The organism is Pseudomonas sp. GW821-FHT02H09, from assembly GCF_059421425.1.
Genome location: NZ_JBWKVA010000035.1, coordinates 30,338 through 49,897 on the forward strand (window position 1 = coordinate 30,338; position 19,560 = coordinate 49,897).

Consider the following 19,560-nt stretch of genomic DNA (forward strand, 5'->3'; position numbering starts at 1 on the left):
CTGTAAACCACCCATAAGTGATCCAGAACATGATCGTTCCCACGCTCTGCGTGGGAATGCCTCAACGGACGCTCCGCGTCCGCTTTGGATGTGACGCAGAGCGTCACGGGCTGCATTCCCACGCGGAGCGTGGGAACGATCACACAGGGGTTATGTTTCTGCATCGAGGATTTATGCAGGAGCGGACGTGCGAATCAAATGATCGAACGCGCTGAGTGATGCCTTGGCACCCTCGCCCACTGCAATGACAATCTGCTTATACGGCACCGTGGTCACGTCACCGGCGGCGAACACCCCCGGCAGTGAAGTCTCGCCGCGTGCATCGACAATAATCTCACCACGAGGCGACAGCTCGATCGTACCCTTCAGCCAATCGGTGTTGGGCAGCAAACCGATCTGCACAAAGATCCCTTCCAGCTCGACATTCAACACTTCGCCTGACTGCCGATCCTTGTAGAGCAAGCCGTTGACCTTCTGCCCATCGCCGGTCACTTCAGTGGTTTGCGCATGGGTGATCACCGTAACGTTCGGTAGACTGTGCAGCTTGCGCTGCAATACCGCATCGGCGCGTAGCTGCACATCGAATTCCAGGAGCGTGACGTGCGCCACGATACCGGCCAGGTCGATGGCCGCCTCGACACCCGAGTTGCCGCCACCGATCACCGCCACGCGCTTGCCCTTGAACAGCGGGCCGTCACAGTGCGGGCAGTAAGCTACGCCACGGTTACGGTATTGCTGCTCGCCCGGGACGTTCATTTCACGCCAGCGGGCGCCGGTCGCGAGGATGACCGTCCTGGCTTTGAGCGATGCGCCGCTGGCGAATTTGACTTCGTGCAGCGCCCCGCTCTTGCCGGGAATCAGCGCATCGGCGCGCTGCAGATTCATGATGTCGACGTCGTATTGCTTGACGTGTTCTTCCAGGGCCACGGCCAGTTTCGGCCCTTCGGTTTCCTGGACCGAAATGAAGTTTTCGATGGCCATGGTGTCCAGCACCTGCCCACCAAAACGCTCGGCAGCGACACCGGTACGAATGCCTTTACGGGCAGCGTAGATCGCAGCCGAAGCACCGGCCGGGCCACCGCCTACCACCAACACATCAAAGGCCTCTTTGGCGCTGATCTTTTCAGCCTGGCGCTCGAAGCCGCTGGTGTCGATCTTGCCGAGGATTTCTTCCAGGCCCATACGGCCCTGGCCGAAGTTGACCCCGTTCAGATAAACGCTTGGCACCGCCATGATCTGACGATCATTGACTTCGTCCTGGAACAGCGCGCCGTCAATGGCAACGTGACGAATGTTCGGGTTAAGCACCGCCATCAGGTTCAGCGCCTGGACCACGTCCGGGCAGTTCTGGCAAGACAGCGAGAAATAAGTCTCGAAGTTGAACTCGCCTTTGAGCGAGCGGATCTGTTCGATCACCTCACTACTGGCCTTCGAAGGGTGGCCGCCGACTTGCAGCAAGGCGAGCACCAACGAAGTGAATTCGTGGCCCATAGGGATGCCGGCGAAGCGCAGGCTGATATCGCTTCCCGGGCGGTTCAACGAGAACGATGGCTTGCGCGCATCGGTACCGTTGTCGAGCAAGGTAATGAGGCTGGAAAGGCTGGCAACGTCCTTGAGTAACGCGAGCATTTCCTGGGATTTCGCACCGTCGTCGAGGGAGGCGACGATCTCGATCGGCTGGGTGACCCGTTCCAGGTATGACTTCAACTGAGCTTTTAGATTGGCGTCCAACATACGGGCGATTTCCATGTTTTTGGTAGAGAGGCAGGACGGTAGAAAAAACAACGCCCGGGCAGATTCGCCCAGGCGTTTTTTTGGGGCGATGCGGTTTACAGGCTCAAGAGCTCATCGCCCTCAATCGACTCACGGACTTAGATCTTGCCGACCAGGTCCAGAGACGGCGCCAGAGTGGCCTCGCCTTCTTTCCACTTGGCTGGGCAAACTTCGCCTGGGTGAGCAGCGACATACTGAGCGGCTTTGATCTTGCGCAGCAGCTCGGAAGCGTCGCGGCCTACACCGCCGTCGTTCAGTTCGACGATTTTGATCTGGCCTTCAGGGTTGATCACGAAGGTGCCACGGTCAGCCAGGCCGACCTCTTCGATCAGCACGTCGAAGTTGCGGGAGATCACGTGGGTCGGGTCACCAATCATGGTGTAGCGGATTTTTTCGATAGCAGGCGAAGTGTTGTGCCAGGCAGCGTGAGCAAAGTGGGTGTCGGTCGACACGCTGTAGATTTCTACGCCCAGCTTCTGGAACTCGGCGTAGTTATCAGCCAGGTCTTCCAGCTCGGTCGGGCATACGAAGGTGAAGTCGGCCGGGTAGAAGAATACGACAGACCATTTTCCTTTCAGATCGGCGTCCGACACTTCGACGAATGCGCCGTTTTTGAATGCGGTTGCTTTGAACGGTTTAACGTGGCTGTTGATGATAGGCATCGGTGACTCTCCGTCAGGGTTGAAAAGTTGATGAGGTGAATCCTACCCACTCAACTTCCTGATGGCTCATTGGCAAAGATGATGCCGCCGATTGGTTTTGGCTATTAGCACGCTGTGTTAATAGAAGAAAATGTTAGCTACTCGCCAATGCGTTTCTCGGCGAGTTGAGTCATCCCGAGAAACGGACTGGCTTCGACATAGCGCATGGCCGATTTCATGTCCTTCCAGCCGACATAACTCATCAACGACTTCAAATCCCAACCGCTGCGGTGAGCCCAGGTGGCGAAACCCCGGCGCAATGAGTGACTGGTGTATTGCTCGGCGGGAATCCCCGCGCGTTGCAATGCCTGACGCAACAACGGAATCACGCTATTGGCGTGCAAGCTCTCTTCGCTCAGGTTGCCCCAGCGATCGATCCCACGAAACACCGGGCCGCGTACCAACCCGGCGGCATTGATCCATTCGATGTAAGCCTGCACCGGACACAAGCGCTGCAGCGCCGGGGTTTGATAGGTCTTGCCCAGGTTGTCGCGATCACTTTTGCTGCGCGGCAAATACAGCGTGATGCCCGAGCCTGCGGTTGCCTGCACGTGTTCGATTTGCACGCGGCACAACTCATCGCTACGAAAGCCACGCCAGAAGCCCAACAAGATCAGTGCAGCATCACGCCTGGCCCGCAACAGCGTGGGTTGATCGCCGTCCGCCATGGCTTGCAACGCTTCTTGCTCGAGACAGGTAATGACTCGCTCCAGATGCTCGAGCTGCAACGGTTCGGCCTGCTTTTCCTGCACCGGGTGTAAAGCACGGATGCCTTTGAAGACCTTGCGCACCACGGGTGCCTTGGTCGGATCGGCAAAGCCCTGACTGTTATGCCACTGGGCCAGCGCAGACAGCCGCAGCTTCAAGGTATTGATCGACAACACGCCGGCATGAGCAACGAGGTAACGCGCCACGCTATCGCCGGTCGCCGGCAGAAACCCGCCCCAACTGACTTCGAAGTGCTCAATGGCTGCCCGGTAACTGCGCCGTGTGTTCTCGCGGGTTGCCGCGTGCAGATAACGATCCAGATCGCTCATGGGCTCGGTTCTCGAAGACGTACTGAAATGCAGCATTAAATTGTGTTTTTCTACTATCACACGGGGTAATACCAGTATATCCCATGCTAAAAATGTAAATACTTAACTTTAATTATCGCGTGATATAGTACGTATATATGTAGTACATACCACAGTACGAAATCGTAGGAGAACACATGGCTCGTGGCGGCGTTAATAAAGCGGTAGTGCAAACGGCACGCCTGGCGATCCTCGCCCGCGGCGAGCATCCAAGCATCGATGCGGTACGCATCGAGATGGGCAACACCGGATCCAAGACCACCATCCATCGCTATCTGAAGGAGCTGGACGACGGCGACGAACGCCTGAGCGCGCCGCACGAGCAGATTGACGATGAGCTGACGGGTTTGGTTGCGCGCCTGGCGCAGCGCCTTAAAGAACAGGCTCAAGAACCGATCGATCGCGCCGAGGCGCGATTCGAGTCGCAAAGAAACGCGCTGGAAGCGCAACTGACTGAAGCCATCGACGCTCAGGCTCGGCTCAAGCAACAACTTGAGATTCAGCACCTGGCGCTCGCCGACGAGACCGCTACATTGCAGAGCACCCGCTCGATGCTGCAGACCGAGCAAACCCGCAACGCCGGATTGAATCAGGCACTGAGCGACTTCGAATTACGCTTGAAAGACAAGGATGAGCAGATACGCTCACTGGAAGAAAAGCACCTGCATGCCCGCGATGCCCTGGAACATTACCGCAACGCCATCAAGGAACAGCGCGAGCAAGAACAACGCCGCCACGAAGGACAGCTGCAGCAGGTTCAAATGGAGCTGCATCAGGCACAGCAGAGTGCACTGGTGCGTCAGGACGAGATCACCCAGCTGCACCGCGACAACGAACGCCTGTTGACCGAGAACCGCGGCACACTTCGGGAGCTGAGCCTGATCCAGGAGCAGCTCAAGCAGGTCAACAACCGCTACCAACAGTTGCTGGAGCACTCAAACCACGTCGACAGTGATCGCACCCTCCTCCAGGAACGCTTGCGCGTCGCCTTGCTGGAAAGCCACTCACTCAAACAAACCGTCAACGAGCAGACTCAAACCAACAAGGAACTGGAGCTTTCACTGGCAAAAGCCGAAGCAAGCCTGCAAGCCCTGCACCTGGCGTCCGTGACGACCACAGAGCCAGATACGCAAGGTGCCTCAGAGCCCGCTAAAGACGATTAACCCGCCACGGGCGCGCGCATGGTGACGAACTCTTCAGCGGCCGTAGGATGCACACCGATGGTTTCATCGAAATCGCGCTTGGTCGCGCCCGCCTTCAAGGCAATGGCCAGTCCCTGAACGATCTCACCGGCTTCCGGCCCGACCATATGGCAACCCAGAACCTTGTCGGTCTTGGCGTCTACCACCAGCTTCATCAGCGTGCGCTCCTGGCACTCAGTCAGCGTCAGCTTCATTGGCCGGAAACGGCTTTCGAAAATCTGCACGGTGTAGCCGTCTTCTCTGGCCTGCTCTTCAGTCAGGCCGACAGTGCCGATATTCGGCAAGCTGAACACCGCCGTCGGGATCATCCTGTAATCCACCAGGCGGTATTGCTCTGGCTTGAACAAGCGTCGCGCCACGGCCATGCCTTCCGCCAAGGCGACTGGCGTCAGTTGAACGCGACCAATCACATCTCCGATTGCCAGAATAGAGGGCTCGCTGGTTTGGTATTGCTCATCGACTTCGACGAAACCGCGCTTGTCGAGTTTCACCGAGGTGTTTTCCAGGCCTAGATTGTCCAGCATCGGACGGCGACCCGTGGCGTAGAACACACAATCAGCTTCCAGTTCGCGACCATCCTTGAGCGTCACTTTCAAACTGCGGTCGCCTTGCTTGTCGATACGTTCGATATCCGCGTTGAACTGCAGATCCATCCCGCGCTTGGTCAACTCTTCCTGCAAATGGGTGCGCACCGCGCCATCGAAGCCACGCAAGAACAGATTGCCGCGATACAGCAATGTGGTTTTTGCACCCAGACCATGGAAGATCCCGGCGAACTCGACCGCGATATAACCACCACCCACCACCAGAATGCGTTTGGGCAACTCTTTGAGGAAGAAGGCCTGGTTAGAACTGATGGCGTGCTCGTGACCCGGGATATCCGGGATCTGCGGCCAGCCACCGGTGGCAATCAGAATGTGCTCTGCGGTGAAGCGCTGGCCATTGATTTCCACCTGATGCGGATCGATCAGCCTGGCATGCCCCTCATGCAAGGTCACGCCGCTGTTGAGCAACAGATTTCGATAGATACCGTTCAATCGATTGATTTCGCTGTCTTTGTTGGCAATCAGCGTCGGCCAATCAAACTTGGCCTCGTCCAAGGACCAGCCAAAACCCTGAGCCTGTTCAAAGTCTTCAGCGAAGTGGGCGCCATACACCAACAGCTTTTTCGGCACGCACCCCACATTGACGCAGGTACCGCCCAAATATCGGCTCTCGGCAATGGCCACTTTCGCACCAAAGCCGGCAGCGAAACGCGCAGCACGAACACCGCCGGAACCGGCACCAATCACATAAAGGTCAAAATCGTAAGCCATTTCAATCTCCTCGGCAGGCCACAAGCATAACCGCTGCGGCCTTTTTGGGCAGCGCTGCGAGCTACATGGGGCCGGAAAAAGAAAAAGCCACCCGAAGGTGGCTTTTTAGAACAGAACGGTGAAGCGCTATCAGTAAGCCTTGCCCGTTTTGTAGAAGTGTTCGAAGCAGAAGTTGGTTGCTTCAATGTAGCCTTCAGCACCACCGCAGTCGAAACGTGTGCCTTTGAACTTATAGGCAATCACACAACCGTCCTGCGCCTGCTTCATCAGGGCGTCGGTGATCTGGATCTCGCCACCTTTGCCCGGATCGGTTGCTTCGATCAACTTGAAGATGTCCGGGGTCAGGATGTAACGACCGATGATCGCCAGGTTGGACGGGGCATCTTCAGGTTTTGGCTTCTCGACCATGTTACGCACGCGATACAGGTCATCACCGATCAAATCGCCGGCGATCACGCCGTATTTGTGGGTTTCCTGCGGGTCGACTTCCTGGATTGCCACGATCGTGCAACGGTACTGTTTGTACAGTTTGACCATCTGGGTCAGCACACCATCGCCTTCCAGGTTGACGCACAAGTCGTCCGCCAGCACTACGGCAAAGGGTTCGTCGCCGATCAATGGACGGCCGGTCAGAATAGCGTGACCCAGGCCTTTCATTTCGGTTTGACGGGTGTAGGAGAACGAGCACTCGTCGAGCAGCTTGCGGATGCCGACCAGGTACTTCTCTTTGTCAGTACCTTTAATCTGGTTTTCCAGCTCGTAGCTGATGTCGAAGTGGTCTTCCAGGGCACGTTTGCCACGACCGGTAACAATGGAGATTTCTGTCAAGCCAGCGTCCAGTGCTTCTTCAACGCCGTACTGGATCAGTGGCTTGTTCACCACCGGCAGCATTTCTTTAGGCATGGCCTTGGTCGCTGGCAGGAAGCGAGTACCGTAACCGGCTGCTGGGAACAAGCATTTCTTGATCATATGAGTCCTTGAAAGGGCTGTACGTACGAATTTCGGCGCAGTCTAATCAGGCGGCGAGCACCTTACAATGCCCTGCGCGGGCTAACCGACGCCATCATAGAGAAATATCAGGAGCAATAGTTCCGCAGCATCTTACATATCGAGCCTGCCGTAAATCACCTTCTTGTCGTCAGGCCACGCTTTTAAAGGGGGGATGCGTACTTCTTCAGACGGTACTGTCCTGAGCGTCGACAAACCGCCAACTGCCCTTTCACCCCGCTTTTGACGCTATGATTGCGCGCTTTACCCAGCCAACGAGGCAGATCGATGTCGGCAGCAAAAAGCGTGAACGGTTACCTGATCAATCAGGCAAAAGATGGCCAATGGTGGGTAGACAGTGCCAGCGGCGAAAATGTTGCCGGGCCTTTCCCCACACAGGCGTTGGCCATTGAGGTTGCAGAGGTGCTGCAGGACCAGCCGGCGCCCCCTGCCCGGCGACGCAGCACCAAGCCCTAAAAGCCCGCGCTATTCAGGCCCTGCCTTTGCGCAGGGCTTGCGGGTGTTTGTCTGTACCCAAATGGCCTTTCGCTATAATCTTTCGCCAAGCCCGGCTGTACGCGCTCTGTTTCAACACTTTGATGACGATAAATAACATGAAGAAGGTTTTGGTAATCAGCGCGATACTGGCGGCTCTCAGTGGCTGTGCCAGCGCAGAAAAGACTTATCTGAACGACGGCCAACAAGGGCTGACCATTGACTGCTCCGGAGAGGTCAACTCATGGGCCGCCTGCTATGAAAAAGCAGATGCTTCATGTGCCGGTACCGGCTACAGCATCATTGGCACCGACGGTACGCCTTCACCCAAGGAAAGCGACAAAACGCTGGGTGTCGACGTCGGCAACTTCAAGAGCCGCAGCGTGGTGGTGGTCTGCAAGTAAGCCTGCAACCAGGCCCGTCGTGATCACATATGAATTTCAGCAAATTTGATCCCGAGCCCACGCACCGTCTCGATCAGATCATCCAGTCGTGCGAATGACTCGACTTCATCGCTGTCATCCACCAGGAAAAAGCTGCGCCCTGCACTTTTCTTGAAAAACACAATCCACTCGCCCGAATTGGCCGGATTTTGAATCACATGGGTCGCCGAGATATGCCCCTCGGCATGCCGCTCTCTTACCTGTTCACGCTTCATCACTGCCCCCCAAAAAAATAACAATGCCGCCCAAGCGCCAGCCTCGACGGCATCTGTATCGATTCACGACAGTTTATCGGATGCCTTGGCCAATAGGTGCTCGACCTTGCCATCAGCAGGCCACTCCCTGCCAACCATATTGCCGAAACCAAAAAGCCTGAAGTGCCACAAACACTACGTGTTCATGCCTCTTCAGGCTTTAAAAGCAGACGCTCGCAATCAGCCGGAAATACACTCCGAGGCTGCATTACGCACATCCCAGGGTCGCAGCGGCATGTTGGACATTCGCTCAAAAAGTTTGATGCTGCTGCCATTGGATCGGTCTTCAATCTCAAACACCGCGGCCGGTCCCGAGGAAAATTTTTGCGGGACGATAACCCTCACGCCGTCCTTGTGCGGCTCGATCTGCGAGGCACCACGGCTACTCGACAGTTTGTCGGTCACACACCTGGCATAGTCCTGCGGACTTTTTCCCGAGATTACAACCATGGTTGGCGGCGTCTGCCTGATGTCCGCTACCGTCGCGCAACCACTTATAGCCAAGGCCAGAACCCACACCGCCCGCTTCATATAAAACCTCCGATAAAGACGGTCCGACAGCGCAAATGCTGTTTTTCTCCGAGACGCAGGCTTGTATCTCTCATAAAATCCCAAATAACTGTTCCTGATTGTCCAACCCGCCCTCGTCAGTCCGATAATAAACCGTTTGGACTGATAAACTGGGCCACTGCTCATCTATCGTTTTGATTTTGTAGAAAAAGCCCTTCTGGAGGCGCCCATGAAATTTATCCACCAGCGCGAGCACCTCAATGAAGACGATATCGTCGTCATCGAATGCTCCCAGGTTTGCAACATCCGGCTGATGAACGACGCCAATTTTCGCAGCTTCAAAAATGGCGGTCGCCATACTTACCACGGCGGCGCGTTCGACAAGTTTCCGGCCAAGATCACTGCACCCAGCACCGGTTTCTGGAATATCACCATCGACACCGTCAGCAGTCGGGCAATCAGCGTGACTCGCAAACCGAACCTGACCCATTCGATCAAGATCATCCGCCGTTCCAGCTCGAAACTGCGCTGAAACCCGCCCCGCACTGCCCCTCGATCAACAGGAACAGGTACGACCGTGACCCAAACGATCAAGTACGTCATCAAATACAAACTCAATGGCGAGCGTCGTTTCGAATTCGCTCAGCTTGTGTCAGGCACAGTGGAAGAAGCCAAAGCCGCACTGGAGGCCATTCATGGCCAGACCGACGACATCATCAGCGAAGTCAACGTGAGCAAGGCGCTCTAAAGCGGCGCAAATGCACCGGAGCAACACGGACGTCATGCTCCCCCGCGCCTTGATTGACCACTCCTGCGCTTCCCCCCCGAAATTCGACCGCAAGCGCCGGAGTGTCAGCGCGATGATCGTTTTCTAGACTGGCAGACCTCAACCTCTGGTTCAGGAATCAGACCATGTCCCTTGCATACACCACCTCAACGAATCACCTCTCGACTGTTCGCCGTGAGGCGCAGCGATGAGCGAGCACGATCTCTCCCGACGTCTTGCCGCTCTGGACTGGCCCGCGATCGAACAAAGTCTTGACCAGAACGGCAGCGCCACTATCACCGGACTTCTCGGTGCAACCGACTGCGACCGCCTGAGCGCCTTATATGACCATCAAGCGCTGTTCCGCTCTCATGTGCTGATGGCCCGACACGGTTTCGGTCGCGGCGAATACAAATATTTCAGGTACCCGCTGCCGGACATGGTTGCCCATTTGCGTGGCGCGTTGTATCCAGAGCTTGTTGAGTTGGCCAACCGCTGGAATGAGCAAATGAATCTGCCAACGCGCTATCCAATACAGCACGAGGACTTCCTCCAGCGCTGCCATGAAGCCGGACAGCAGCGGCCGACGCCTTTACTGCTGCAATATGGGCCAGAGGACTACAACTGTTTGCACCAGGATCTGTATGGCGAGCACGTCTTCCCATTGCAGGTGGCGATTTTGCTATCCGAACCAGGCGAAGACTTTACCGGCGGCGAGTTCGTCATCACGGAACAACGCCCGCGCATGCAGTCGCGTCCACAGGTCATAGGCCTGAAGAAAGGCGACGCAGTGATTTTTGCCGTGCATCACCGACCGGTACACGGCGTTCGCGGTTACTACAGAGTCACGTTACGCCATGGTGTAAGTCGCCTGCACACGGGTAAACGGCATACGCTTGGAGTCATATTTCACGATGCGCAGTGATGACATGAACTCGACAATCGTTGACCTGTTTGCTGACGCCGACGTTCAACAACCGGCCAAAACCGAACAGATAGGCGAACAATCTTTCGTCCTCAGGGGCTTTGCCCTGCCATGGGAAGATCGGTTGTTACCCGCACTGGAAAGGGTTCTGCTGGCTGCGCCGTTTCGCCAAATGGTCACGCCCGGCGGCTTTACCATGTCAGTGGGTTTGAGCAGTTGCGGCGCACTGGGCTGGACCACTGATCGAACCGGCTACCGCTACACCCCCATCGATCCGCAAACGGGTCAGCCATGGCCCGATATGCCAGCCGTGTTCCTGGCGCTGGCTCAGGCGGCGGCACTGGAAGCAGGATTTCACGACTTCCAGCCGGACTCCTGCCTGATCAACCACTACGTGCCGGGAGCCAGGATGTCCTTGCACCAAGACAAGAACGAACGCTCCTACAGCGCACCGATCGTTTCGGTGTCCCTCGGGTTACCGGCCATATTCTTGTTTGGTGGTCATAAACGCAGTGATAAAAGCCAACGAGTGCCGCTGTTTCATGGAGACATCGTGGTTTGGGGCGGTGTCGATCGCTTGCGCTATCACGGCATCCTGCCACTCAAGGATGGCCTGCACTCGCTGCTCGGCGCCCAACGTATCAACTTCACCTTTCGTACCGCCGACTGATGAAACCTCCAGAGTGGAATTTGACCGCAAGGCCCGGAGTGCTCTCGCCCTCCTTGCTCGATAATCTGACCTGAACCTGTAAACGAGTAGGACAACATGACATCGGCCCCCGCAAAAACCACGACAGAGAACGACCCACGCTGGTCAGCGGTGCTGGCACGAGATCCGCGCGCGGATGGTCAGTTTGTCTACGCGGTAAAAACCACAGGAATCTATTGCCGGCCGAGCAGCCTGGCGCGCCTGCCCAAACCTGAAAACGTTGAATTCTTCGACACTGCCGAACAAGCGCAGGCCGCCGGCTATCGTCCGAGCAAACGCGCCGCGGCAGACCAGACGCATGTCGCGGCGCAACACTGCGCGCTGGTCGCAACAGCCTGTCGGCAGATTGAATCCGCCGAGACCCTGCCCAGCCTGAAAGAATTGGCGCAGATGGCGGGCATGAGCTCCTTTCACTTTCACCGGGTCTTCAAAGCCGTTACCGGCCTGACGCCCAAGGGCTATGCCACGGGTCACCGTTCGCGCAAAGTCCGTGAGCGGCTCGAACATGGCACCTCCGTGACGGACGCACTGTATGACGCCGGCTTCAATTCCAACAGTCGGTTCTACGAGTCAGCCGATAACCTGCTCGGCATGAAACCCAGCGACTACCGCGCCGGCGGGCTGAACGCCGACATCCGTTTTGCCGTTGGTCAATGTTCATTGGGCGCAATATTGGTCGCACAAAGCAATCGCGGGGTCTGCGCGATTCTGTTGGGGGACGATCCCGATGCCCTCGTCCATGACCTGCAGGATAAATTCCCGCAGGCCAATCTGATTGGCGCCGACCATGACTTTGAGCAATTGATCGCCAAAGTCGTCGGTTTTATCGAGATGCCGGCCATTGGCCTGGATTTACCCCTGGATTTGCGCGGCACTGCGTTTCAAGAGCGCGTATGGATGGCGCTACGGGAGATTCCGGCGGGCAGCACCGCCAGCTACGCCGAAATCGCCCAGCGCATCGGCGCACCGAAATCATTCCGCGCCGTTGCTCAAGCCTGCGGCGCCAACAGTCTGGCGGTGGCGATTCCCTGCCACCGGGTGGTGCGCAGCGACGGCAACCTCTCGGGCTATCGCTGGGGCGTGGAGCGCAAACGCCAGCTGCTGGAGCGTGAGACTCAGGCTTAGAAAACCCCGATATGGACCGCCACGCTATCGGGGCCGGTACGAACCTGCGCCGGGTTTGCGGCTGTTGGTTGACTGGCTGTTTGATCGCCCTAGACCCAATGCCGGTCAGTTAAGAAGTTTCTGGCCCCGCACATTCCCCCGTAGCAGCTGCCGAAGGCTGCGTTCGGCTGCCCAGCAGCCGTAAAATCAAGCGCTGCGGTATTCCAGACAAACCGTGGCAGCAGGGTTTACGGCTGCTGCGCAGCCGGACGCAGGCTTCGCCAGCTGCTACGGACCGCGTAAAGGCTTAACTGACGGGCATTGGCTCTAGACCCATAAAGCCCTGTTTAACGATTCACATCCACCACAACCCGACCACGCAACTTGCCGGCAAGTAACCGCGGCGCAGCCTCTATGGCTTCACTCAAGCCAATTTCATGACTGATCAGCGCCAGCAAAGCGAAGTCCAGATCCTTGGCCAGGCGATCCCAGGCAACGATACGATTGGCCTTGAGTTGGGTCACGCTATTAATCCCGGCCAATGTAACGCCACGTAAAATGAAGGGTGCCACAGACGCAGGAAAGTCCATACCTTGCGCCAGACCACAGGCCGCCACGGTTCCATTGGCTCGGGTGCTGGCGCAGGCATTGGCCAGGGTGTGACTGCCGACTGAGTCAATCACCGCCGCCCAGCGTTCTTTGGCCAACGGTTTGCCGGGTTCGGACAGACTGGCCCGGTCGATGATTTCGCTGGCCCCCAACTGGTGCAAATAGGCGTGCTCTGAGGTGCGACCTGTGGACGCCACCACTCGATAACCGAGCCTGGCCAACAAGGCGATGGCAAAACTGCCGACCCCGCCGTTAGCGCCAGTCACCAGCACCTCGCCCTGATCCGGTCTCACGCCATTACGCTCCAGCGCGAGGATACTGAGCATCGCCGTGTAACCCGCGGTGCCGATCGCCATGGCCTGGGCCGGAGTAAACGCCGCAGGCAACGGAATCAGCCAGTCGCCGTCAAGTCGTGCCTTTTGCGCCAGACCGCCCCAATGACCTTCGCCTACGCCCCAGCCATTGAGCAGGACTTTGTCTCCGGCCTTGTAGTCTGGATGGCTGCTGACTTCGACAGTCCCGGCCAGATCAATCCCCGGCACCATGGGAAATTTACGCACTACCGGGCTGCTGCCAGTGATGGCCAGGCCGTCCTTGAAGTTCAAGGTGCTATACGCCACACGGACGGTGACATTTCCCTCCGGCAACTGGTCTTCGCTGATTTGAGTCAGATTGGCCCGATAACCACTTTCATCTTTCTCGATCAAAATACCATTGAACATAGCGCCTCCCGGTAGAGCGTTGGTGGGTGATGAACGTGTTAGCTGAGGTGGCGTTCATCATCATGACAAGGACATTAGCCTCCTCGTCTCTCAAGTCAATCAGCCAAAGGTAGAACCCAGCTGAAAGTCGACTGGCCTTGCGCCAGTCACTCCTGATACAAACGTCCCGTAGCCGTCCTTATCTTTTTTGACGTCGGAGAAGAACCCAAAATGAGCCAATGGCCTGATACCCGCATTCTTGACCTGCTTGGCATCGAACTGCCGATCATTCAAGCGCCCATGGCCGGTGCGACCACTTCAGCCATGGTCATCGCCGCCAGCAATGCCGGAGGTCTGGGCTCCTTGCCTGCCGCCATGTTGAGCATCGAGCAGTTGCGCGAGGAGTTGAAGGTTTTCCGCCAACACAGTCAGCGCCCGCTGAACGTGAACTTTTTCTGTCATCAACCACCAGCCGCCGATGCGGGTCGCGACCGTGACTGGAAGAATCTGCTGGAGCCGTATTACCGCGAACTCGGCGCTGATTTCGAGGCACCCACACCGGTATCCAACCGCGCGCCGTTCGATAACGCCGCCTGCGAAGTGGTCGAAGAATTTCGCCCGGAGGTGGTCAGCTTTCATTTCGGCCTGCCTGAAAAATCTCTGCTGGATCGCGTCAAAGCGAGCGGCGCGAAAATCCTTTCCTCGGCGACCACCGTCGATGAAGCCATCTGGCTGGAACAGCACGGTTGCGATGCGATCATCGCCATGGGCTATGAAGCCGGCGGACATCGTGGGATGTTTCTCAGCGATGACCTCAATAGCCAGGTCGGCACCATGGCCCTGGTGCCGCAAATCGTCGATGCCGTCAGCGTCCCGGTCATCGCAGCGGGCGGGATTGGCGACGCCCGAGGAATCGCCGCGGCTTTCCTCCTCGGCGCTTCAGCGGTTCAGTTGGGTACGGCCTATTTGTTCACGCCAGAAGCGAAAGTCACGGCGTCTCATCACAAGGCCCTACGCACCGCCAAAGAGAGCGAGACTGCATTGACCAATGTCTTCACGGGCCGTCCGGCTCGGGGGATTCTCAACCGGGTCATGCGCGAACTCGGCCCGATCAGCCCTGCGGCACCGGCCTTCCCTTTCGCTGGCGGTGCCTTGATGCCGCTGCGTGCCAAAGATGAGGCCGACTTCAGCACCCTCTGGTCCGGACAGGCAATACGACTGGGCGTCGAACTGTCGACCGCTGAGCTGACCACACGTTTAGCCGCACAGGCTCTGGCTAAATTGACCGCGCATTAACACGCACAGGGCCGCGATCCAGATCGCGGCCTTCTCCAGTTGATCCCCGCTAAAAAATCTCTGCGCCAATGCCTCCAGTTCCGTTCGCTGCCGATTCGCTATATATTCAACTATATAGCGTTTAACCCCCCAAGCGCTGATCCGATGTAGGAGCGAGGCTTGCCCGCGAAGCAAACGCCGCGGTTTTTCAGGCATTGCGCGTTGTCGTTCTTCGCGGGCAAGCCTCGCTCCTACAGACAAACTGCCCACCACACTCAGCCCACGGAGCTGCTACATGACTATTCGTGTCTCACGTTACGCCCCCACCTGCCTGGCCTCACTGCTCGCGGTCTGCGCTTTCGGATCGGCTCGGGCCGATGAAGTCCAGGTGGCGGTAGCGGCCAACTTCACCGCACCGATTCAGGCAATCGCTGCCGACTTCGAAAAGGACACCGGCCACAAGCTGGTCGCCGCCTATGGCGCCACTGGCCAGTTCTATACCCAGATCAAGAATGGCGCGCCTTTCGAAGTGTTCCTGTCCGCCGATGACAGCACGCCACAGAAACTCGAAACCGAAGGCGACGCCGTCAAGGGTTCGCGCTTTACCTACGCGATCGGCACCCTTGCGCTGTGGTCGGCCAAGGACGGTTACATCGACGCCAAGGGCAAAGTGCTCAACGACAACCAGTTTCAGCATCTCTCCATCGCCAACCCTGAAGCAGCGCCTTATGGCCTGGCCGCTACACAGGTTTTGGCCAAACTGGGCCTGACAGACAAGGTCAAAGGCAAGATCGTCGAAGGCCAGAACATCACCCAGGCCTATCAGTTCGTGTCCACCGGTAACGCCGAATTGGGCTTCGTCGCCTTGTCGCAGATCTATAAAGACGGCAAAGTCTCCAGCGGCTCGGCCTGGATCGTTCCGGCTGCCATGCACGACCCGATCAAACAAGACGCGGTGATCCTCAACAAAGGTAAAGACAACCCGGCCGCCAAGGCACTGGTTGACTACCTGAAAGGTCCGAAAGCCGCTGCCGTCATCAAATCCTACGGTTACCAACTCTAAATGCCGCTATCGAGTGCCGATTTTTCCGCCATTTGGCTGACCCTGAAACTGGCGTCCCTGGTTACGGTGATCCTGCTGATCATCGGCACTCCGATTGCGCTATGGCTCTCGCGCACCCGCTCTTGGCTGCGCGGCCCGATCGGCGCGATCGTCGCCCTGCCCTTGGTGCTGCCACCGACGGTGATCGGCTTTTACCTGCTGCTGGCCCTCGGCCCTCACGGGTTTATCGGTCAGTTCACCCAGTCACTTGGGCTGGGCACGTTGACCTTCAGCTTCAGCGGCCTGGTGATCGGCTCGGTGATCTATTCAATGCCCTTTGTCGTACAACCGTTGCAGAACGCATTTTCAGCCATCGGTACCCGCCCACTGGAAGTCGCCGCAACGTTGCGCGCCAATCCTTGGGACACCTTCTTCAGTGTCATCTTGCCGTTGGCCAGGCCCGGCGTTATCACTGCAGCGATTCTCGGCTTCGCCCATACCGTCGGCGAATTCGGCGTGGTGCTGATGATCGGCGGCAATATTCCCGAGAAGACTCGCGTGGTGTCGGTACAGATCTACGACCACGTCGAAGCCATGAATTATCTACAGGCCCATTGGTTGGCGGGTGCCATGCTGGTGTTCTCGTTCCTGATACTGCTCGCGCTCTACTCGAGCCGCAAAACCAAAACCGGCTGGAGCTGATTGATGACCGCGTTGATTCATGCTCGCCTGCAACTGAGCTACCCCGACTTCACGCTGGACCTGGACCTGCGCCTGCCGGGTCGCGGCGTCACCGCGCTGTACGGCCATTCCGGCTCGGGCAAGACCACGTGTTTGCGCTGTATCGCCGGCCTTGAAAAAGCCGATCAAGGCTTTATCCAGATCAACGATGAGGTCTGGCAAGACAGCAGCAAAAAACTCTTCCTTGCCCCCCATAGACGGGCACTGGGCTACGTCTTTCAAGAGGCCAGTCTGTTCCCCCATTTGTCGGTGCTGGCCAACCTCGAATTCGGACTGCGGCGTATCCCGCGTCAGCAGCGTCGAGTCGATATGGCCCATGCCACCGAACTGCTGGGGATCGGCCATTTACTCGATCGCCATCCACAGAACCTGTCGGGGGGTGAGCGTCAACGTGTCGGCATCGCTCGCGCCTTGTTGACCAGCCCCAGGCTATTGCTGATGGATGAGCCATTGGCGGCGCTGGACAACCAGCGCAAGAACGAAATCCTGCCCTACCTTGAACGCCTGCATGACGAGCTGGAAATCCCGGTGCTGTACGTCAGCCACTCGCAGGATGAAGTCGCGCGTCTGGCCGATCACATCGTCCTGCTCAGCGAGGGCAAAGCCCTGGCCAGCGGCCCCATCGGCGAAACCCTGGCTCGCCTCGACCTGCCGATGGCATTGGGAGACGATGCCGGCGTGGTGATCGAAGGCAAGGTCTGCGCCTACGACGCCCACTACCAGCTTCTGACCCTGCAATTGCCGGGCACTCTGCTGAGCGTACGAGTCGCACATTCGCTCCTGGCAAATGGAAAGGCCCTACGCTTCAAGGTTCAGGCTCGCGACGTCAGCCTCAGCCTGCAGGTCGCCGGACACAGCAGCATCCTCAATCGCTTGCCGGTCACGGTGATCAGCGAAATCCCCGCTGATAACGCTGCCCATGTACTGGTACGCCTTGATGCCGCGGGCACTGCGTTGCTGGCGCGGATCACGCGTTACTCTCGGGATCAGTTGAATCTGCGCCCCGGCCAGCAACTCTGGGCACAGATCAAAGCAGTGGCCGTACTGGCTTGAACATCGGGCAGACCGCGTGACGGGACCAATTGGCAGGAAGAACACCGAACGCCTGAAGATTGAGGGTTCATGACTCATCAGGTCTTTTTCGATGCTTCAGGCGCATGACCGCCTGGCGCAGGTTTTTGCACGATTCAAACTTGCTTCTATAGTTGTTCTGACACGAATCAGACCGGTGACGCCATGGAAGACTTTTTCGTTGTGCAGCGCTGCAACAAGATCATCATCCAGGGCCGCAGAGCGGGAGAGTCTTCTCTGCTCGCTCCTGTGGCCGACTGGTACCGGATTGCCGATACCCGCACGGGTGGCTTTATCGGGGATGGCTTTGATCACGAAGAAGAAGCCGATCGTGAATGCCAGCGGCTTAACGCCAGAAGCAGGCACGTGTCATCTCGTTAGAGTCGGGCGATCCACATCCATTACCGGGTCTATACTGATTTCAGCTGAAGGATCAGTCTCATCGGCAGAAAGCTCGCTCCTCGCGGGCTTTTTTGCTTCGTCCCGTCAGATCCCTCTCTCAACGGAGGTATTGCAAATGTCCGAAAAAGAGTCCATCACCACATTGTTGACACTCCTCGACTCCCGTCAGGTCCGCCTGGCCGCAGCCTGCAAAGAAATCGCAGACTGGGTCGACCACCAAGGTGGCCATCCCACAGCACTCAGAATACGAGATCGTCTCAAAGAGATAGAGACCGAAACTCCACTCATTAGAAGTGCCCTGACATCTTTGAAACCTATCGACCCCCCTCTTCCCAGATTCAGGTAGCCAGGTATCTACCTGGTGCGCCCCTGACTTCATTCAGGTGCCGTTACCCTGCCAATGGCAATATGAGGGAGGTTTGCATTCTCGGTGATGGGCCAAGCATGAGACAGAAGGAATCAACGTGACGCAGACAAAATTGACCGCTTGTGACAAACACGAAAGGCTTGAGTGAAACACTTCACCCAAGCCTTTCGTTTTAGGGGTTACAGGCAGGTTGCCAGCGCGGCAAGCCTGCGCTTGGCGACCCAAGTGTCCGATGCCGCGTAATAGTTGGTGGTGGTACCTGATGCAGCGCTCTGCACGTCGACAAAGTACTGCGCTCCGGTCGTGTAGACCGTATAGCCGCCGGACTTGCCCGGCTGGAGAAATGCCCCGGCATCAACACCAAACACCGACTCATCCTGCCACGCAAACTGGACACACTGGGCCACGACTTTTTCTGGTTTGTTCGACGAAAGCGTCTTGTATGGGCTTTTTGACCGAGCCTCGTTCATCGCGGGCGTCGTGCACCCTGCCAACAGAACCATCGCAAGAGCCCCTGACAAAATCCGCATAGCCTTCCCTCATTCTGAAAAGGCGACTGTATCACTGAGCCGACGCAGATTAGTGATACGCAGAAAACTTCGGTGTTCTTGAGTGGCGTCAGACATTGGAACGCGCAAATGAAAAGCCCCGCACATGGCGAGGCGTGGCTACATCTCAACTACTTCTTCGACGGGTGAATCGCTTTGGGGAGGAACTTCGTCCTGCCCCTCCCTCGCGAATCCGTCGATTTTGTCTTGCCTGACGAGTCGTCGATTGCCGCACCTTCGAAATCAACCCTATAAGGAATCTGGCCGCAGCGTACGAGGTTATTTATCGGATACTCAGCCCCATCGTCTTCAATGTAAGAATCTCTCATCTACTGCCTCCCTTGTGACAGCTGATCAATACCAGCAAGCGCCCGTTGCCTGGGAAATACTGATCATCAGCGCGTTGGAGCCTAGCCGGAAATTTGAAGCTTTGGAGCCGAAAAGAAAAAGCCCGACCAATGACCGCAATGTTGTTCAGTTAAGGAAGTTGTAGGAGCGAGCTTGCTCCGGGCGGCGTTCCGACGATGGACTTAAGTGCGCCGC

Annotated in this window: 23 protein-coding genes; 14 read left to right on the top strand and 9 right to left on the bottom strand. The window is 57.3% G+C overall.

Translation table 11 applies throughout. From position 1 onward, the window contains the following. Positions 1 to 171 precede the first annotated feature (171 nt). From ahpF to AC07VR_RS30500, 3 genes are all read right to left on the bottom strand, one after another. Complete coding sequence (gene ahpF, locus AC07VR_RS30490; RefSeq protein WP_495013502.1) at positions 172 to 1,734, bottom strand: alkyl hydroperoxide reductase subunit F; 1,563 nt, start codon at positions 1,732 to 1,734, stop codon at positions 172 to 174. Positions 1,735 to 1,871: 137 nt separating this feature from the next. Then, positions 1,872 to 2,435, bottom strand: coding sequence for an alkyl hydroperoxide reductase subunit C (ahpC, locus tag AC07VR_RS30495; protein ID WP_419119408.1), 564 nt, complete (start codon positions 2,433 to 2,435; stop codon positions 1,872 to 1,874). A 137-nt stretch (positions 2,436 to 2,572) separates the two neighbouring features. Continuing rightward, the gene (locus tag AC07VR_RS30500; RefSeq protein ID WP_495013503.1) at positions 2,573 to 3,511 is read right to left on the bottom strand and encodes a site-specific integrase; all 939 of its coding nucleotides are present in this window, start codon (positions 3,509 to 3,511) and stop codon (positions 2,573 to 2,575) included. A 176-nt stretch (positions 3,512 to 3,687) separates the two neighbouring features. Here AC07VR_RS30500 and AC07VR_RS30505 point away from each other — a divergent pair, with 176 nt between their 5' ends. Continuing rightward, the gene (locus tag AC07VR_RS30505) at positions 3,688 to 4,713 is read left to right on the top strand and encodes a DNA-binding protein (protein ID WP_495013504.1); all 1,026 of its coding nucleotides are present in this window, start codon (positions 3,688 to 3,690) and stop codon (positions 4,711 to 4,713) included. Here the strand turns inward: AC07VR_RS30505 and gorA are convergent. Together gorA and galU are read right to left on the bottom strand one after the other, a co-directional pair. Beyond that, on the bottom strand, positions 4,710 to 6,068 hold the full coding sequence (gene gorA / locus AC07VR_RS30510; RefSeq protein WP_495013505.1) for a glutathione-disulfide reductase: 1,359 nt from the start codon (positions 6,066 to 6,068) through the stop codon (positions 4,710 to 4,712). The two genes, AC07VR_RS30505 and gorA, sit on opposite strands and share 4 nt — an antisense overlap. Positions 6,069 to 6,197: 129 nt before the next feature. Next, on the bottom strand, positions 6,198 to 7,037 hold the full coding sequence (gene galU / locus AC07VR_RS30515) for a UTP--glucose-1-phosphate uridylyltransferase GalU (RefSeq protein WP_494991298.1): 840 nt from the start codon (positions 7,035 to 7,037) through the stop codon (positions 6,198 to 6,200). A 306-nt stretch (positions 7,038 to 7,343) separates the two neighbouring features. On the opposite strand from galU, the gene AC07VR_RS30520 reads away from it, so the two are divergent. Both AC07VR_RS30520 and AC07VR_RS30525 read left to right on the top strand, forming a co-directional pair. Next, positions 7,344 to 7,532 carry a hypothetical protein gene (locus AC07VR_RS30520; RefSeq protein ID WP_494991297.1) on the top strand — a complete coding sequence of 63 codons (189 nt, stop codon included), beginning with the start codon at positions 7,344 to 7,346 and terminating at the stop codon, positions 7,530 to 7,532. Between the two features lie 137 nt (positions 7,533 to 7,669). Next, positions 7,670 to 7,954, top strand: coding sequence for a hypothetical protein (locus tag AC07VR_RS30525; protein ID WP_494991296.1), 285 nt, complete (start codon positions 7,670 to 7,672; stop codon positions 7,952 to 7,954). A 23-nt stretch (positions 7,955 to 7,977) separates the two neighbouring features. Here AC07VR_RS30525 and AC07VR_RS30530 read toward each other — a convergent pair whose 3' ends face one another. Continuing rightward, the gene (locus AC07VR_RS30530) at positions 7,978 to 8,208 is read right to left on the bottom strand and encodes a hypothetical protein (protein ID WP_494991295.1); all 231 of its coding nucleotides are present in this window, start codon (positions 8,206 to 8,208) and stop codon (positions 7,978 to 7,980) included. A gap of 219 nt (positions 8,209 to 8,427) precedes the next feature. Continuing rightward, on the bottom strand, positions 8,428 to 8,778 hold the full coding sequence (locus tag AC07VR_RS30535; protein ID WP_495013506.1) for a hypothetical protein: 351 nt from the start codon (positions 8,776 to 8,778) through the stop codon (positions 8,428 to 8,430). A 208-nt stretch (positions 8,779 to 8,986) separates the two neighbouring features. On the opposite strand from AC07VR_RS30535, the gene AC07VR_RS30540 reads away from it, so the two are divergent. The 5 genes from AC07VR_RS30540 to ada all read left to right on the top strand — a co-directional run bounded on the left by AC07VR_RS30540 (position 8,987) and on the right by ada (position 12,282). Next, entirely contained in the window at positions 8,987 to 9,289 is a 303-nt protein-coding gene (locus AC07VR_RS30540; RefSeq protein WP_494991293.1) for a DUF1883 domain-containing protein, read from the top strand. Positions 9,290 to 9,334: 45 nt separating this feature from the next. Continuing rightward, entirely contained in the window at positions 9,335 to 9,505 is a 171-nt protein-coding gene (locus AC07VR_RS30545) for a hypothetical protein (RefSeq protein WP_494991292.1), read from the top strand. A gap of 226 nt (positions 9,506 to 9,731) precedes the next feature. Beyond that, a complete protein-coding gene (locus AC07VR_RS30550; RefSeq protein ID WP_494991291.1) occupies positions 9,732 to 10,448 on the top strand; it encodes a 2OG-Fe(II) oxygenase in 717 nt (238 codons plus the stop codon). After that, complete coding sequence (gene alkB, locus AC07VR_RS30555; protein ID WP_495013507.1) at positions 10,438 to 11,118, top strand: DNA oxidative demethylase AlkB; 681 nt, start codon at positions 10,438 to 10,440, stop codon at positions 11,116 to 11,118. The genes AC07VR_RS30550 and alkB overlap by 11 nt, the downstream gene beginning before the upstream one ends. Positions 11,119 to 11,214: 96 nt before the next feature. Then, positions 11,215 to 12,282, top strand: a complete 1,068-nt coding sequence (ada, locus tag AC07VR_RS30560; RefSeq protein WP_495013508.1) for a bifunctional DNA-binding transcriptional regulator/O6-methylguanine-DNA methyltransferase Ada — start codon at positions 11,215 to 11,217, stop codon at positions 12,280 to 12,282. 326 nt (positions 12,283 to 12,608) lie between these two features. Here ada and acuI read toward each other — a convergent pair whose 3' ends face one another. Further along, complete coding sequence (gene acuI, locus AC07VR_RS30565) at positions 12,609 to 13,592, bottom strand: acrylyl-CoA reductase (NADPH) (protein WP_495013509.1); 984 nt, start codon at positions 13,590 to 13,592, stop codon at positions 12,609 to 12,611. Between the two features lie 210 nt (positions 13,593 to 13,802). Here acuI and AC07VR_RS30570 point away from each other — a divergent pair, with 210 nt between their 5' ends. From AC07VR_RS30570 to AC07VR_RS30595, 6 genes are all read left to right on the top strand, one after another. Continuing rightward, positions 13,803 to 14,867, top strand: coding sequence for an NAD(P)H-dependent flavin oxidoreductase (locus AC07VR_RS30570; RefSeq protein ID WP_494991287.1), 1,065 nt, complete (start codon positions 13,803 to 13,805; stop codon positions 14,865 to 14,867). Between the two features lie 274 nt (positions 14,868 to 15,141). Then, on the top strand, positions 15,142 to 15,909 hold the full coding sequence (gene modA / locus AC07VR_RS30575) for a molybdate ABC transporter substrate-binding protein (RefSeq protein ID WP_495013510.1): 768 nt from the start codon (positions 15,142 to 15,144) through the stop codon (positions 15,907 to 15,909). Next, the gene (gene modB / locus AC07VR_RS30580) at positions 15,910 to 16,590 is read left to right on the top strand and encodes a molybdate ABC transporter permease subunit (RefSeq protein WP_494991285.1); all 681 of its coding nucleotides are present in this window, start codon (positions 15,910 to 15,912) and stop codon (positions 16,588 to 16,590) included. 12 nt (positions 16,591 to 16,602) lie between these two features. Next, a complete protein-coding gene (gene modC, locus AC07VR_RS30585; protein WP_495013511.1) occupies positions 16,603 to 17,682 on the top strand; it encodes a molybdenum ABC transporter ATP-binding protein in 1,080 nt (359 codons plus the stop codon). Between the two features lie 183 nt (positions 17,683 to 17,865). Continuing rightward, positions 17,866 to 18,081, top strand: coding sequence for a hypothetical protein (locus AC07VR_RS30590; protein WP_494991284.1), 216 nt, complete (start codon positions 17,866 to 17,868; stop codon positions 18,079 to 18,081). Positions 18,082 to 18,217: 136 nt separating this feature from the next. Then, entirely contained in the window at positions 18,218 to 18,448 is a 231-nt protein-coding gene (locus tag AC07VR_RS30595; protein WP_494991283.1) for a hypothetical protein, read from the top strand. A 200-nt stretch (positions 18,449 to 18,648) separates the two neighbouring features. On the opposite strand, the gene AC07VR_RS30600 is transcribed toward AC07VR_RS30595, so the two are convergent. Continuing rightward, positions 18,649 to 18,999, bottom strand: coding sequence for a hypothetical protein (locus AC07VR_RS30600; protein WP_494991282.1), 351 nt, complete (start codon positions 18,997 to 18,999; stop codon positions 18,649 to 18,651). Positions 19,000 to 19,560: the final 561 nt, after the last annotated feature.